Origin of the sequence: Cutibacterium granulosum (assembly GCF_900186975.1) — a bacterium.
Lineage (GTDB): Bacteria > Actinomycetota > Actinomycetes > Propionibacteriales > Propionibacteriaceae > Cutibacterium > Cutibacterium granulosum.
Genome location: NZ_LT906441.1, coordinates 211542 through 227600, shown reverse-complemented (window position 1 = coordinate 227600; position 16059 = coordinate 211542). Strand labels below are relative to the sequence as shown.

At 67.5% G+C, this 16059-nt stretch carries 12 protein-coding genes; 3 read left to right on the top strand and 9 right to left on the bottom strand.

Annotated elements, in window-relative coordinates:
* Positions 1 to 198: 198 nt before the first annotated feature.
* The 8 genes from CKV91_RS01050 to hemE all read right to left on the bottom strand — a co-directional run bounded on the left by CKV91_RS01050 (position 199) and on the right by hemE (position 9637).
* Entirely contained in the window at positions 199 to 756 is a 558-nt protein-coding gene (locus CKV91_RS01050) for a nucleoside/nucleotide kinase family protein (protein WP_065860556.1), read from the bottom strand.
* Between the two features lie 312 nt (positions 757 to 1068).
* Positions 1069 to 1923, bottom strand: coding sequence for an HhH-GPD family protein (locus CKV91_RS01045; RefSeq protein WP_065860557.1), 855 nt, complete (start codon positions 1921 to 1923; stop codon positions 1069 to 1071).
* A 97-nt stretch (positions 1924 to 2020) separates the two neighbouring features.
* Positions 2021 to 3331, bottom strand: a complete 1311-nt coding sequence (hemL, locus tag CKV91_RS01040) for a glutamate-1-semialdehyde 2,1-aminomutase (RefSeq protein ID WP_065860387.1) — start codon at positions 3329 to 3331, stop codon at positions 2021 to 2023.
* A 125-nt stretch (positions 3332 to 3456) separates the two neighbouring features.
* Positions 3457 to 4392: a porphobilinogen synthase gene (hemB, locus tag CKV91_RS01035; RefSeq protein ID WP_065860558.1), complete on the bottom strand. Its 936-nt coding sequence runs from the start codon at positions 4390 to 4392 to the stop codon at positions 3457 to 3459.
* A gap of 73 nt (positions 4393 to 4465) precedes the next feature.
* Positions 4466 to 5203, bottom strand: a complete 738-nt coding sequence (locus CKV91_RS01030) for a uroporphyrinogen-III synthase (RefSeq protein ID WP_065860388.1) — start codon at positions 5201 to 5203, stop codon at positions 4466 to 4468.
* Complete coding sequence (hemC, locus tag CKV91_RS01025; protein ID WP_065860559.1) at positions 5200 to 6312, bottom strand: hydroxymethylbilane synthase; 1113 nt, start codon at positions 6310 to 6312, stop codon at positions 5200 to 5202. The genes CKV91_RS01030 and hemC overlap by 4 nt, the downstream gene beginning before the upstream one ends.
* Before the next feature lie 806 nt (positions 6313 to 7118).
* Entirely contained in the window at positions 7119 to 8564 is a 1446-nt protein-coding gene (locus CKV91_RS01020) for a protoporphyrinogen/coproporphyrinogen oxidase (protein ID WP_065860560.1), read from the bottom strand.
* A gap of 32 nt (positions 8565 to 8596) precedes the next feature.
* Entirely contained in the window at positions 8597 to 9637 is a 1041-nt protein-coding gene (gene hemE / locus CKV91_RS01015) for a uroporphyrinogen decarboxylase (RefSeq protein WP_065860389.1), read from the bottom strand.
* 583 nt (positions 9638 to 10220) lie between these two features.
* Here hemE and CKV91_RS01010 point away from each other — a divergent pair.
* The 3 genes from CKV91_RS01010 to CKV91_RS01000 are packed head-to-tail and all read left to right on the top strand — an operon-like array spanning position 10221 to position 14686.
* On the top strand, positions 10221 to 11513 hold the full coding sequence (locus tag CKV91_RS01010) for a glutamyl-tRNA reductase (RefSeq protein ID WP_036977726.1): 1293 nt from the start codon (positions 10221 to 10223) through the stop codon (positions 11511 to 11513).
* Between the two features lie 15 nt (positions 11514 to 11528).
* Positions 11529 to 13964: a hydrogen peroxide-dependent heme synthase gene (gene hemQ / locus CKV91_RS09650; RefSeq protein WP_231933771.1), complete on the top strand. Its 2436-nt coding sequence runs from the start codon at positions 11529 to 11531 to the stop codon at positions 13962 to 13964.
* A gap of 8 nt (positions 13965 to 13972) precedes the next feature.
* Complete coding sequence (locus CKV91_RS01000) at positions 13973 to 14686, top strand: hypothetical protein (protein ID WP_021104085.1); 714 nt, start codon at positions 13973 to 13975, stop codon at positions 14684 to 14686.
* Positions 14687 to 14868: 182 nt separating this feature from the next.
* On the opposite strand, the gene disA is transcribed toward CKV91_RS01000, so the two are convergent.
* On the bottom strand, positions 14869 to 16002 hold the full coding sequence (gene disA, locus CKV91_RS00995) for a DNA integrity scanning diadenylate cyclase DisA (RefSeq protein ID WP_051167240.1): 1134 nt from the start codon (positions 16000 to 16002) through the stop codon (positions 14869 to 14871).
* Between the last annotated feature and the right edge of the window lie 57 nt (positions 16003 to 16059).

Here is a 16059-nt window from a genome sequence, read left to right as displayed (position 1 = left end):
GTGGTCAGGACGCCTCAGTCGCCTGCTCGGTCCCCCTGGATGGGGGGTGTGACCGGAAGCAGTGGAGGCACTGGATTGGCTCCCGCCCGGTATCCCTCGCCCGACCGTCTGTGGACGAGCGTGGCCGCGCAAAGAGTTGAAGCGGCGGATGAGAGAACCGCCTGACCGTCTGTGGACGAGCGTGGCCATCGGCCGGCGTCACCGAGCCGGTGCACCGTCCTTCGCGGCGCAGTCCACGGTGAGGTCTGCGAGCTCGGTCGGTCGGTTGCGGGCGATGTGCAGTCCTTCCTGAATCGCCCACATTGCCCAGTACGCCTGGAACTCGGGGTCGCGGCGCAGTGCCCGGCCTCGACGAGTGGGCGCGTCAAGCTCACACCAGACGCCCAACGTCGCGTGAGCCCGGTTGGCGGGGGTGAGCACCCCGGCACCCTCGACGATCATGGGCAGGTGTGCGTCCAACGGCACCCGTGACCCGTGGCACATCTGGTACCAGTCCCAGCTGAGGTAGCTGGGTTCGGGGTTCCACAGACTGGTGAGGTCCCACACCCCGGACAACCCCGTCCACCCGGGGTAGATGTCATCGGCATGAACCAGCTGCCAGTTCGGATGGCGAGCAGCCAGCTGGGCCGCCAGAGTCGTCTTGCCGGCTCCGGAGCGTCCATCCACGAGGACCACGGGGCGAGCATGGTCAGTGACCCGGGCGTCAATGAGGTCGAGAACATCACACATGGTGCTGTCCTTGCCCTGCGGTGTCATGGTGTGCAAGGGGTGCGTCGGCCAGCAGCACGCGGATGGGCAACATGACAGCAGCCTACAAGTCTGATGATTGAGTTCTGCCTTCGGCGTGACCTTGGCCGGCCTTGGCCGATGATTGTTGCCACGACGCAGGCTCCACCAGCTGTCGGATCGGCGGCGCCTGCTTTGGCAGAGGGTCCCGTCCCTGTCACGACAACTCTCCATCCGGTCCATGCAGTGCGCCAATCCTGGGACGATGTTTCTCTGGATCACCCGTCGTCTGTCGGTGCAGCACCGGGCAGGCGGAGTGGCGAGTCGTGCGAGGCCGTCCCCTCACAACCGCACGGTGTCGTCCGTGCGGTGCAGCAGCCCGTCTGCAACGAGCCAGTCGAGGCAGTGCTCGGCCTGGTCCCGATGCGGCCAGGCCGACAGGGTCGTCTCCACCGGCACCCCATCCGGGCAGTTGCGCACCACGTCCATGATCACCCCGCGGCACTGCCGGTCGGTGCCCTTCCACGGTTGGGCACGACGGGTCGGGGCATTGTCCGGACGCCCAGCGGCCAACCAGCGACACGAACCGGCGATCGGGCACTCGGTGCAGTGCGGGGAGCGGGCCGTGCACACCAGCGCTCCCAACTCCATCGACGCCACCGCCCACCGCGCTGGGGCGTCGTCGGGCACCAAGCCCGACGCCAGCTCGCGTTCCGCCCGGGTGAGCGAGCTGGGGCAGTTGCCGATCCCGCACTCGGCCCGGGCGATGAGACGGCGAACATTGGTGTCCAACACCACCGCCCGACCCCCGAAGGCGAACGAGACGACCGCTGCCGCCGTGTAGTCGCCGATTCCGGGCAGCGAGACCAGCTCGTCGCGATCGCTCGGTACCTGGCCGTCGTGCTGGGTGGCGATGGCCACCGCACAGGCGTGCAACCGTAGTGCCCGGCGCGGGTAGCCTAGCCGCCCCCAGGCGGCCACGGCAGTACCGGGTTCCTCCTCGGCCAGGTCGTCCGGGGTGGGCCAGCGCTGCATCCACTCGGTCCACGGGCCGATCACCCGGGCCACCGGCGTCTGCTGGCTCATCACCTCACTGACGAGCACTGCCCACGGGGAGGTTCCCGGCCGGCGCCACGGCAGATCACGGCCATTGGTGCGGTACCAGGCACAGACCGTTGCCACTGTCTCGGGATCCAGGCCGCGGGGCCGGGGAGGCGGGCAGGTGAGGGAATTCGTGACGGGGCTGTCCGTTCCCAACGCCGACGTGGCCGGACCGGATGCCCGATGGACGTCGTCAGCCACCGATCACCTTGGCCGCCGCCTCACAGGCTGCCGGGAGCGCAGCGGTGAAGACCTCGAAGGTCTCCTCGTCGTGGGCGTCGGAGAGGAACCATGCCTCGAAGCAGCTCGGCGGCAGGTTGACCCCGTCGTCCAGCATGGAGTGGAAGAACGCCGAGTACGCCTCCGCATTCTGCGACTTGGCGCCCTCGTAGTCGTGCACCGGCTGCTCGCAGCCCAGGAAGACGCTGAACAGCGATGCCGCGTTGTTGATCTGGTGCGGCACCCCGGCGCGGCCCAGAGCCCCGTGCAGGGCGTCACGCCACTGCTCGGAGCGAGCATCGAGACGGGTGTAGACGCCCGCGTCGGCCAGCTGCAGGGTGGTGAGCCCGGCGATCGTCGCCAACGGATTCCCCGACAGGGTTCCGGCCTGGTAGACGGGTCCGGTGGGGGCCAGCAGGTCCATCACCTCGGCGCGCCCTCCCAGCGCGGCCAGCGGCATGCCGCCACCGACGACCTTGCCGAAGGTGAACAGATCCGGCACGAAGTGCTCCCCGTCGCGGTCCAGGACCCCCCAGTACCCGGCTGCCGAGCAGCGGAACCCGGCGAGCACCTCGTCGACGATCATGATCGCGTCGTGCTCGGCGGTGAGTTTGCGGATGGCGGTGCAGAAGCCGGGCAGCGGCGGCACGACACCCATGTTCGCCGGGGTGGACTCGACGATGACACCGGCGATCTCGTCGCCGCGCTCGGCGAAGGCCTGCTCCAAGGCGTCGACGTCGTTGTAGGGCAGCACGAGAGTGTCCGCGGTGGAGGCCGCCGGCACACCGGCCGAGCCGGGCAACCCTGCGGTGGCCACCCCCGAGCCGGCTGCGGCCAGCAAGGCATCGGAATGGCCGTGGTACAGACCGGCGAACTTGACGATGACGTCACGCCCGGTGGCGCCGCGTGCCAACCGCACCGCCGTCATCGTCGCCTCGGTTCCCGTCGAGACGAACCGGACCTTCTGCACCGGATCCACCCGAGAACGGATCTCATCGGCGAGCATGGTCTCGGTGCGCGTCGGTGCGCCGAAGCTCAGTCCCTTCTCGGCGGCGTCCTTGACGGCCTGGACGACCTTCGGGTGGGCGTGGCCGAGCAGGGCCGGGCCCCAGGTGCACACCAGGTCGACGTAGCGGTGCCCCTCGGCGTCCCAGATCCACGGGCCCTGGGCATGGTCGATGAATCGCGGCACCCCACCCACCGATCCATAGGCACGCACCGGCGAGTCCACCCCGCCGGGAATGACCTTCTTGGCCTGGTCGAACAGTTCGGCATTGGTGCTCATCGGCACGCCCCTTTCAAAAATGTGTCTGTCAACAGTGCGTCGTGTGGTTGTCCGATCACGCGCCACTCCCATGACCTGGTGGCTCCAGCGGTCAGGAGTGGCACGCGTGGTTCACATCATGGGTCTCAGAATTCCTCGCGCAGCCAGCCGGCGGCCTCGATCGCCCAGTAGGTGAGGACGATGTCGGCTCCGGCTCGCACGATGGAGGTGAGCGACTCGCTGATGCAACGGCGACGGTCGATCCACCCCTTGGCGGCTGCGGACTCCAGCATGGCGTACTCACCCGACACCTGGTAGGCAGCCACCGGGATGGTCACCTCGGCGGCGACGTCACTGAGCACGTCCAGGTAGTGCGAGGCCGGCTTGACCATGACCATGTCGGCTCCCTCGGCCACGTCGAGCAGGGTCTCGCGCATACCCTCGATGCGGTTGGCCGGATCCTGCTGGTAGGCCTTGCGATCGCCCTTGAGGCTGCAGTCCACGGCCTCCCGGAACGGGCCGAAGAAGGCCGAGGCGTACTTGGCGGAGTAGGCCAGGATCGCCACGTCGGTGAACCCGGCGTCGTCCAGAGCCTCACGGATCACCGCGATCTGGCCGTCCATCATGCCCGAGGGGGAGACGACGTGGGCCCCGGCCCGTGCTTGGCTGACGGCCATCGCGGCGTACAGCGGCAGGGTGGCGTCGTTGTCGACGCGTCCGTCCTCGGTGAGTGCGCCACAATGGCCGTGGCTGGTGAACTCGTCCAGGCAGGTGTCGGTGCAGATGACCAGGTCGTCGCCCACCGCGTCACGCACGGCGGCGATGCCCTTGTTTAGGATTCCTTCCGGATTCCACGCCTGTGAACCGATCTCGTCCTTCTCGGTGGGCACGCCGAACAGGTCGATTCCGGCGATGCCAGCCTCGGCGGCCTGCTCGGCAAGCTTCTTGATCGAATCCAGGGTGTGCTGGTACTGCCAGGGCATGGCGCTGATCTCGCGGGGTTCGGTGAGCCCCTCGGCGACGAAGGCCGGCAGCATGAGCTGGGCGGGGGACACCCGGGTCTCGGCGACCATGCGACGCATGGCCGGGGTGGTGCGCAGTCGACGCGGCCGCACCAGGGGACGCAGTATCTCGGGCAGGGGCTTGATGGTGGTGTCAGTCATGAATCACTCCCAGGGTTGCGGTGAGAATTCCCTCGGGCGTCGGGGCGGCTGCGACAGCAGCGGCTGGGTACCCCAGTTCGGCGAGGGTTGCGGCGGTGGGTCCGCCGATGGCAATGGGTTGTTGCCGGGTCCAGGCGAGCCCGGCCTGTTCGGTGAGGTGGGCCAGGGCGCGCGCCACCGACGATGAGGTGACGACGACCGCGGCCAGGGCCGGCCAGGCTTGCACGACGACCTCGGGCAGCTCCTCCAAGGCCTCACTGGTGTAGGCGTCGACACGGTTGACGTGACAGCCCTTGGCGGCCAGTCCCTCGGGCACCGTGGGTGCGGCGAGCTGGGAGACCGGTAGCAGGACTCGTGCGCCCTCCTCGCTCCAGGCGTCGACCAGACCGGCTCCGCTCTGGGTCTGCGGCACCAGATCTGCCTTGACGCCCAGGCCTGCCAAGGCACGTGCGGTGGCCCTGCCCACCGCGGCGACTCGCATTCCCCCCTCCCGGGCCCGGGTCAGGCGGTCCGGGGGCAGCATGCGCACAGTATTGGCCGAGGTGACGACGAGCCAGTCGGCCTGCCAGGTGGCCTCCTCATGCAGCTTCTCGGCGTCCGGCAGAGTGACGATCCGCGTCACTGCGGCGTGGATGACGCCGAATCCGTGCTGCTTGAGAGCGGTGCCGATCCGGTCGTGGGACGACTTGCGCGGCACCAGGACCGGGGGCAGGACGGCTTGGGTGCTCACCGGCCCTCCTTGCTGCCCGCTGCGGTCTGCGTACCGGGCGTGTCACTGTGAGCCTCACTGCTGCGAATTGCACTGGCGGAGTCGTGCACATCCGGGTTCGCGGGCGTGCTCCTGGACGCCGACAGATCCGTGATCTCACCGGCCCCGGCGTCCAGCAGGTCCTCGGCCAGCTTCTCACCGATCCCGTAGGCAGCGGCGAAGTGCTCGGTGAGCGGGGGCAGCTCGATGCTGGCCTCCTTGCGCACCTGCTTGGTGCCGTCCAGGGAACAGACGACGGCCTGCAGGTGCAGCACGTCGGGTTGGGCAGTCTTGTCTGGGCCGCCCTCGGTGAGGGTGGCGTGGGCGCCGACCGGGGCGGCGCATCCAGCGCCCAGTCGGTTGAGCACGGCGCGTTCGGCCAGCGCCGCCAGATGGGAAGGACGGTCGTCGATGGCCTGCAGGGCCTTGGCCAGTGGACCGTGCAGGGAGTCGGCATTGCGGCACTCCACGGCCAGCGCTCCCTGGGCGGGGGCTGGCATGAGGACGTCGGTGCTCAAGCGTTCGGTGATGAGTCCTGCGTGGCCGAGCCGCTCCAGCCCGGCGCAGGCCAGGATGACGGCGTCCAGATCCTCCCGGCCGCCCCCCTTGGCGTACCGTCCCAGGCCCTTGACTCGTCCCAGCCGAGTGTCGACGTTGCCTCGGATGTCGACGATCTGCAGGTCAGGACGTTGTGCCAGCAGTTGGGCGAATCGACGCGGGGAGCCGGTGCCCACCTTCGCCCCCTTGGGCAGCTCGTCAAGAGTGAGTGAGTCGCGGGCCACCAGGGCGTCGCGCGGATCCTCCCGTGGCGGCACCGCTGCCACCCGCAGACCGATCGGTTGGGCGGTGGGCAGGTCCTTGAAAGAGTGGACGGCCACGTCGCACTGGGAGCCGATGAGGGCGTAACGAATCGCGGTGGCGAAGACGCCGGTGCCACCCATCTGCCGCAGTGACGCGGTGGAGGTGTCGCCGTCGGTGGTGACGTGGAACAACTCCACCTGCAGACCCTGCGCTGTGAGCAGGTCTGCAACGGTCTGCGACTGCGTGGTCGCAAGTGCGCTGGCGCGGGTTCCCAGACGAATGACTGTCATGTCTCCCATCTTGTCACGAATGATTTTTGCGAGTCCGCCTTGGTTTGGGTGATCCCCTCCGAGCGAACCCGTTCCGCAGGCCCTGACCTTGTCGGCTCCGTTCCTCTGAGCTGGTTTGTCTCTCGGTGGAAGCATTCAGGGGCACCAGATCCAGGTGTTTCGACAGTACGCAGCGTGGCGGGTGTCGGTTTCGCGGCGGGCCCCGTCCGGGTACTGCGCTGTCGTTCATCCAGGTACTGCACTGGTGTGTGGTTTTTCTGTTTGTGTCTGCGGGTTGTGGCAGGTTCGTGGGGTGCTGACATGTTTGCCACGGGGTGTTGCGGCGATGGCTCGTGCGGTGCTTCAGGTTGCGGTGCCTCAGAGCGTGGGAGATGCCTCGATCCCATGCGGTTCTGCTCCCATGTGGCAGATCTCCTGCGGAGCCTTCGCGGGTCTTGTCGCCAGATCTCGATATCTCGGGTGTTGCGCAGTCGTGTGGTTTTTCTGTTTGTGTCTGCGGGTTGTGCCACGTGGCGTGGCGGGTTCGTGGAGTACCAACATGTTTGCCACGGGGTGCCGTGGCGATGGGTCGGTGCGGTGCCTCAGGTTGTGACGTTTCAGAGCGCGACGTGAATGCCCCGATCCTGCGGAGCGAGGGATTGAGCCGGCACCAGCAGGACGCTTTGCTGCCGTGCCCAACCCCCTATGCCGACGGCTGATGGTGATTCCGGGCCTTCCCCGGTCCCGGGGAGGCTCGGTCAACAGCGGTGCCGACCCGGGGGCGAAAAACGCCCCCGGAAACAGCTCCTCAGGCGGGATGTCGGTCTTCAGGCGAGCTTTCGAGCGGCGGTCCGAGCATGTGGCACCAAGGCCCCGATACCCGATCCGCTGGCCCAGGCCCCGGTGAGGGCAAGCCCCGGCACCTTCTCCAGACGTGCGTGCAACTCCTGCACCCACGCCCGGGTACGCGGGGTGGTGGGCGCCAGGGCACCGTCCCAGTGGATGATCGCCGAGTCCAGCAGCTGGTCACTCGTGAGTTTCACGCCGAACAGTACCGACGCGTCGGTCAGCGCCTGCTCGACCGACAGCGGCACCGCCTTCTCACCCTTGCGGCCGTACGAGACGCGCACCAGGTGCACGTGCGATGGGCAGGACGCTCCCAGGCTCGGCCACTTCCTCGACAGATGGGTGAGGGCCTTCGCCTTGACGGTTGTCGACCCGGGGGCGACGAGCATTCCGCCGCCACGTGGTGCCCCGTCCAGTTCCGGAGCCTGCAGTGCCAGGTTGACGTGGGCGATGGGAGCTCCAGCGGTGAGCGCTGGCCCGGTGACGTCGATCACGCCGGACAACAGGTCGAGGGCTGGGGCGGCGCTGCACGCCACGATGACCCGGTCGGTGCAGTAGGTGACCGGTTCGCCATCGGGAATCGGGGGCAGGGACGGATTGGGATTGCGTGAGGTGGCAGCGGTGGTGACCAGCCAACGCCCGCCTTGGGCGTCGTGCCCATCCGGCGTCGGAACGTTGGCGGCCCCTGCCGTGGTGGGGGAGGCACCCGGTTCGAGTCCGGTGGGGGAGGCGCTGATGGACTTCGCCCCGGTCCGGGTGAGGATCTGGCCACCGGCGGCCTCGATCTGTTCGTGCAGGGTCTGCGGCATGCGGAACATGCCACCGGCCACCGAGGCGACGACCTGGGAGTCACCCCGGGCGCGCACCTGAGCTGCGACGGCCTGCTGCAACGACCCGGTGCGCACCAGTGCGGCACGCAGCCCCGGGGCGACGACATCTGCTGAGAGCAGGTCGGGAACCGCGGCGTGGATGCCGCCAGCGATCGGCCCCACCAGTCGTGTGAGCACCTCCTCGCCCAGTCGGGTGCGCACCAGCTCCCCCAAACTCTCCGGTACCTCGTCGGGAACCGGTCGGGAGTCCAACCCGGCAGCAAGGTCGGCCGCCGTGCCCCCGATGGCGGTCACGACGTCGGTGGAGGTGACGTCGGACGGGATGCCCAGTACCGCGTCGGATGGCATGGCGAACGCCCCGTCGTCGAACCACACCCAGGAGGGCTGACGCACTGGCGGCTCGACGACCAGACCGAGTTCGGTGGCCAACTGGCTGGTGTCAGGGCGACGAGTCGCCCACCCCTCGGCTCCGATGTCGTAGGCGATCCCGGCCAGCTGTGATCCTGCGACCAGGCCGCCGGTGTAACCGCGCGATTCGACGAGGACCGGTTTCAGCCCGGCCTGGGTCAGTTGCCAGGCGGCCACCAGCCCGGCCATTCCGCCACCAATGACGACTGCGTCAACGTTTCTCACAGCGAATGCACCAGCTCCACGAGACGGGTGAGCACCTCGGGGTCGGTCTGCGCCGGAACCCCGTGGCCCAGATTGACGATGTGCCCCTCGGTCTGGGCCCCTGCTGCGACGACTGCTCGGGTCTCGGCTTCCAAGGCGTCCCACCCGGCCAGCAGCAGCGCCGGGTTGATGTTGCCCTGCAACGGCATGTCCAGGCCCGACACCATGAGGGTGGCTGCGGCATCGGACAGGGTGATCCGGTGGTCCACGCCCATCACCGGGTGTGTTGAGGACTGGGCAACCACCTGGGCCATCTCGTCCAAGAGATGGGTGGCATTGACCCCGAAATGCACCATGGGCAGCTTCCGATCCAGCTCGGCAAGTGCCCTCAGCGAGTGTGGGGCGACGTGACTGCGGTAGTCGCCCGCGCTCAGCGAGCCTGCCCACGAGTCGAACAACTGCACGGCTCGGGCCCCACCAGCCACCTGGGCTGCCAGGAATGCGGCATCGAGGCGTGCCACCCAGTCCATGAGTTCGCCCCAGGCTTGGGGGTCGGAGTGCATCATGGCGCGCGCGGCGAGGTGATCCCGGCTGGGGCGACCGGCGACCAGGTAGGCAGCGATGGTGAACGGGGCGCCGGCGAAACCGATGAGGGGGGTGGCCTCACCGAGCTCGTCGACGACGAGCTTGGCTGCCTGTTCGACGACCGCTGCGTCACCTGCCGGGATGCTGGTGAGCTTGGCCACATCGGCAGCGGTGCGGATCGGCTCGTCGACCACAGGTCCCACGCCCGGTTCGATGTGCACCCCCACCCCGGCCAGGGCCAGCGGCACCATGATGTCGGAGTACAGCACCGCCGCATCCACCTTGTGCCGGCGCACCGGTTGGCAGGTGATCTCGGCGGCGAGATCCGGGGTGAGGCACGACTGCAACATCGTCGTGCCCTCACGAGCTGCGCGGTACTCGGGCAGGGAACGCCCGGCCTGGCGCATGAACCACACCGGATGGTGATCGGGACGCTGGCCGGTCATGGCGGCCAGAAGGGCTGGAGTATTCATCACCTCTGATTGTGCCCACGCCTCGCGAGCCCGGACAAACCCGGATCCCTTGCTTTCCGGGCAGCTCGGGGTTGCCGGGGGCTTTCCGGGCGGCTCAGGGCTCCCAGGGGTCCAGTGGGTCCGGCGGGGTTCGGGATTCCCGGGAGTCCAGCGGAGCTCGGGAGTCCAGTGGCTTCCATGACACGCCCCGGCGTCAAGGCCCGAGACCCCCTTGCGGCCAGGCGGAGTGGCTCTCAGGAACACGACTCCCGACGATCGGTTCTTCCCATGCTTCCCTGTGCGTGACATTCCTGCGCGGTGAGATTCCTGACATTCCTGTGCCCGGTTCTCCCGCGGCACTCCTGTACGCCTCTGTGCGACCGCCTGCCGTCCGGGGTCCGTGCCAGCCCAGCAACGAGGTTGCCCACTGTGGTCTGCTTGTTTTCCCGGTTGTGAAACGTCTCGACACACGGCGTCTGGTTCTGGGGTGCGTCATGACTGGCTTGGAGCACGATTCCCGTGCGCGTGGGGATGGCTCTGGCGGGGTGCGTGCATCATGACCACCGGTGACTCGTGGTTGAATGGCACTGTGGGTTTAACTGTTCTGTCTGTCGATCATGCTCAAGAGGGGATGGCCGTTGTCAGTGCCGCCGCTGCTTCAGTCGAAGGTCTTGCTGTCCGGCTGACGGATGCGCCGCAGGTGCGGGGGGCCATGGTCCTGTCCACCTGCAACAGGGTTGCCGTCGTCATGGAGACGGATCTGTCCGACGAGCAGCTGCGAGCGCTCGTGGCGGAGCTGGATGCGCCGACTCTGGCCGCCGACGGCAAACTGTTGCGTGACGATGAAGCCGTGTGGCGACTGTTCCGCGTTGCCAGTGGCCTGGAATCCATGGTCACCGGGGAACGGGAGATTGCCGGGCAACTCAAACGTGCCCTGTCCGAGGCGCGCAAGGAGTCCACGGTCAGTTATCTCATCGGGCACGTCGTGGAGGAAGCCCTCAAGACGTCCCGCAAGGTGGCCACACACACCGGTCTGGCCTCCCAGGGCCGCACCGTTGTCGCTGTCGGGCTGGACCTCGTCAGCAGGACGACTCCGCTGGAAGGGGCCCGCGTCGTCGTGCTGGGCACCGGCTCCTACGCCGGTGCGAGCTGTGCACAGCTGGTCAACCGTGGGGTCTCGCAGATCGCAGTGGCCTCCGCTCGAGGCCGTGCCGAGGACTTCGCCGAGAGCCACGAGGTGGCGGCGATCGCCCCGGACGACCTCATTGATGAACTTGCCACCGCCGATCTCGTCGTGGCCTGTCGTGGCCGCAAGACCGCCGCCCTGGACCGCGCCACCGCCACACAGGTCATGGCCCAGCGCGACGGACGCCCGCTTCCGGTGCTGGACCTCGCCGTCGGTGGTGACGTCGAATTGCCTGCTCCTGAGGGTATTGAGGTCATCAACCTGGTCGACATCTCCGCTGCCGTGCCCGACTCGACGGAGAAGGACCGACGTGCTGCCGAGAAGATCGTCGCCGACGGGGTGCACGGTCTTGCCCTGGACCTGGAACGGCGTCGCATGGCCCCCGCCGTGGTGGCCCTGCGTGACGTTCTCACCGACCTCGTCGAGGCCGAGGTGGCCAAACTCCCAGCTGAGGGTGAGGTGTCGGTGGAGGATGCCACTCGCTCCCTGCGCCGACTTGCCGCATCGATTGCCCACATCCCCTCGGCACGCGCTCGAATCGCTTCCGAACAGGGGTTGGGTGACCGTTGGCTCAATTCCTTGACCGACGTCCTGGGGATTGACGTCGATCTCCCCGCGCCGATCATCGATCTGTCCGACACGGGATCCCAGGACGATCTCAAGTGCCCGGTGACCGGGCTGACCGTTCGTGACCTCGCACCGAAATCTTGATTCCAAGGAGCACCGATGAGTGACGACTCGTTCTTCGCAGCCCCCAGGCCGGACTCATCCAGACCTGACGCGACGGGGTCAGCCGCCGGCCGACCTGAGACCTCCGCGCCCGGCACATCCACCGCGACGATCTCGTCGGACGATCCGTTGTACCCCTACGACGCCGTGGTCGTGGCCTCGTTCGGTGGGCCACACAACAATGACGAGGTGACGCCCTTCTTGGAGCACGTCTCCGGTGGACGGATCCCCCCGGCACGGTTGCAGGCGGTGGCAGAGCACTACTACCGGATGGACGGGATGAGTCCGATCAACCCGGCGACCGACCAGCTCGTCGACGCGTTGCGCCAGGCAGTCGTCCAGACCGGATCTGCCGTGCCGCTGGTGCTGGGCAACCGGCACGGCGCCCCATTCCTGTCCGACGTGCTTCGTCGGCTGCGCGACGAGGGTGCCCGCCGCATCCTCATGGTTCCCACGACGGCGTTCTCCAGCTACTCCGGGTGCCGCCAGTATCGTGAGGACGCCGCCAGCGCCCTGGCCGAGGCCGGTGTCACTGACATGACGATCGACATGCTGCCCCCGTTCCACGAGGCTCCCGGTTTCTCGACGGCCAATGCTCATGCCGTCATGAACGCCTTCTCGCAGATACCACCGACCCCGTTGCAGGCCACTCGCGTGGTGTTCGTCACCCACTCGATCCCGCAGGGCATGCAGGACGCCTCCGGCAACGGTCGGCCCGGCAGCGACTACGTCACCCAGCACATGCAGGTGGCCAGCCACGTCGCAGATCTGGTCCATCAGTCGTTCGGCAACATGCCCAGTTGGGACTTGGCCTACTGTTCCCGGTCGGGACGTCCAAGCGATCCGTGGCTGGAACCCGACATCAACGACTACCTGCGTACCTTGCCGGGGCAGGGGGTGACCTCCGTGGTCATCTGTCCGCTGGGATTCGTCACCGACCACATGGAGGTGGTCAACGACCTGGACGTCGAGGCCTCCCGAACAGCCCGTGAGCTGGGACTCTCGGTGGCTCGTTCCGCCACGGTCGGCACCCATCCCTCGTTGATCTCCGACATCGTCACCTTCATGCGGGCCCGTGCAGCTCAGGCCCTCGGCAAGGGGCAGGTGCCCGGTTCGTGGCCCTCACCCTGCATGGCCGGGTGTTGCCTGCGTGGCGACGGGTCACCATGTCGCCCTGCCATCTCGGGAAGTGATGAGCTGCCGCAGGAGTCCACGTCCATGGATCATGATGACGCTCCGGCTCGGGTTCGTGTCGATCATCGGGATGACGCACCTTCCCAGGGCGGGTCACATGCCATCGACGGTCCGCGGGCATCCGCCGACTCGGGCCACAGCAGTGAAGCTGCTGCCGAACCTGCAGCTGATCCCAGTGCTCGAGGCGCAGCGGGTTCGCAGGCCGACCCGGCTCCCATCCCCGTTGTCGCGCTCGCCGGAGAGGCCGCCCCAGCCGGTCGCAAACTGACCGACGAACCAGCTCCGGCCAGTGGTGATGACTCCGCCAGCGCGGCGTCGACCCCCAGCACACCGGCTCGTAGCGCCGATCACGTCGATGAGGATGAGAATGACGTCGTCGTGGCCCCCGCTCGGGCCGCGTCCGAGCACGACCTGCCTGGTCGGGCAGAACGCCTTTCCCAGGAGCCCGCTGGCCAGGGTGCGCCGCATGAGGTGGTCACCGACCAGCCCACTGCCTCCGATGAGGTGCCCGAGGGTTCCTACACCGAGCCGACCGATCCCCGTGATCACAGCGTCATCCCCGCCGAGGTGAATCAGGCGAGCCTGTGGGCGATGTACTCGGTGTTCAAGGTGTCAAAGCCTCTTCCCGCCAGTGGAGATCGACGTGCTGCGATCGTCTCCGAGTCCACCGCCTGGGTGGACGAGTCGGGTGTGGAGACCCGCGGCTGGTACGACCTGGGTGGTCTGCGTGCCGATGCCGACGTACTCGTCTGGTGGACGGCAGACACCCCGGAGGCCCTGCAGGACGCCTACCACCGGCTGCGAGGCTCTGCCCTGGGTGCCTACCTCGAGCCGGTGTGGAGTTCACTGGCGGTGCACCGTCCGGCCGAGTTCAACAAACGGCACCTGCCGTCCTGTTTTGCCGGAGTGGCTCCGCGCCGCTGGGCCGCCTTCTACCCGTTCGTGCGCACCAAGGACTGGTACCTGCTCGATCCTGCCGAGCGCTCCACCATGCTCCGGGAGCACGGAATCGCCGGCGCCCGCAGCACCGACGTCAAGGCCAGCACCCTCGCCTCCTTCGCCCTGGGCGACTACGAGTGGATCCTCGCCCTGGAGGGTGATGATCTTTCCCGCGTCGTCGACGTCATGAAGGATCTGCGCTACGTGGAGGCCCGTCGTTACGTCGCCATCGACATCCCGTTCTACACCGGTGAGCGTGTCGAGCCGCAGGTGTGGGCGGACCGACAACAGCATCGTTGAGGCATGACATGAGTCCCTGGAGGGGGTTCCGCGAGCCGATCGGACCGGAGCCAGCGCGTACCTACTGGATACGTCGTGGTCTGGTCGTCCTCATCGCGGTCCTCGTCATCGCGTTGATCGTCTGGCTGCTGTCCAGCCTGGCTGGTGGCTCGGCGAGGAAGGGCGGTGCGGACCCTGCCGCAGCGTCCTTCACCCCCAACCCGTCATGGTCGGACACGGGATGGGCCACCCCGATCAACACCAGTGCCAGCCAGTCGGCATCCCCCCACACCTCACCGCAGCCCGGGACGTCGACCCCGGCCACTGCCAGCCCGACCCCGACGCCCACTGCCTCGGCACCACGATGCACGGCGACGACAGTGAACTCCCAGGTCAAGGCCAAGGCCCGTAGGTTTGCCGCTGGTTCTGCCGTGGACTTCACCATCACCGTCACCAATGACTCGGCCGCAGCCTGCACCTGGGACATGGCCGCGTTGCCGGTCGAGTTGACGATCACCTCTGGAGTCGACCTCATCTGGACCACCGCGGAATGTCCCGCCTGGCGGCCGAAGGGAACTCACGAGATAGCGTCTGGCAAGGCGTGGAGCGAGTCGCTCAGCTGGCCGGGCAAACGCGCCAAGGGCTGCGACCCCATCGGTGGGACGCTGCGACCGGGTACCTATGTGGCCACCGGCAAGGTCAAGGGCGGCGGAGCGTATCAATTCGTCTTCCAACTCAGCTGACATTGCCGTTCCACCAGCGATTGGTGTGACACAGCGCGATGTTCGGATGAGCCACATCGGCGAGACGCACCAGCCTTCCCGCGGCTCGGCTGGCCCGCCTCGTCGCCCGGTCGCTTCCCGCACAGCGGGATTCTGGTGTCTGGCGATGACCCCGGCTCGACGACGATGACCCCGGCTCGTGATCATCCGTTCAGCGGATCGGATTCATCATCCAGGGTCCGCTGCAGTTGTTCCCGGATGATGCGGGCCCTCTGGGACCCCACTCCGGCGATCTGGCTGAGTTCGCTGGTACTGGCAGCAACGATGCTGCGCAGCGTCCCGAAGTGATCGACGACAGCCTGGGCTGCCCGCGGTGACAGGTCCGAGATCGCAGCCAGCTGACGGTGGCCACGTGGTGACACCCCGCTGCCCAGGTTGTGCACGGTGAGATCGAAGCCGATCGCTTCTGCCATCCGCTGGGTGTCGTCCAGTTCCTCCCAGGTCAGCTGCGACAGGGCCGAAATGCTGAAGGTCGACGGATCGGCATAGCGCGGGCGGTAGTCGTCGGAGACCAGACGCGCCAGATCGTCCACCCCGGAGACGAGCTCCTTGCGCTGCAACTGGATGAGCCGGCCCTGGACCCCCAACCCCGAGACGTAATTGCGTACCTCGGAGTCGATGCGACGGAACATCTCGATACGTCTGCCGACCTGCACCACGTCGTCAACGGCCACCGAGTCACGAACCTCCAGGATCGAGAGGTTCATCGCGGCGACACTGAGTCGCTCCCGATAGCTGGCAAGGGTGTCCAGCGCCTGATTCGCCTGGGCAAGCAGCTGATTGGGCTCCATGATCGGATGGCGTTCCCCCTCCAGGAAGATCGCCATCGTGGACATCGAGGCCGAAACTACGACGACGGGCACCCCGGTCTGTTGGGACACCTGGTCCGCTGAGCGGTGACGAGTCCCGGTCTCCATCGTCGGAAGGTCTCCATCGGGTACGAAATGTACCCCAGCTGCCTTGATCCTCTCCAGATCCTCCGACAGGATGAGCCCGCCATCCATCTTGCACAGTTCCCGCAGAGCCTGTGGGGTGAGCTGGGCATCCAGCACGAAGCCTCCGCTGGCGACCTCCCAGACCTTCTCGGAGTCTCCCAGGACGATGAGCGCACCGGTGTGCCCCCGAACGATACGTTCCAACCCGGCCCGGATCGGCATACCGGGGGCCAGGATCGCCATGAGATGACGTACTCGGGCCTGGTATTCCTCCGGGGTGCTGCTCCGGTTCGGAATGGAGCGCGCCTGGGGAGTGGGGCAGGGGGACTGTGACTCACTCATACCCAGACTCTAGTTCTCGCGATGGACGAAACGTACCTCTCTGCCCCGCGTGTGCCC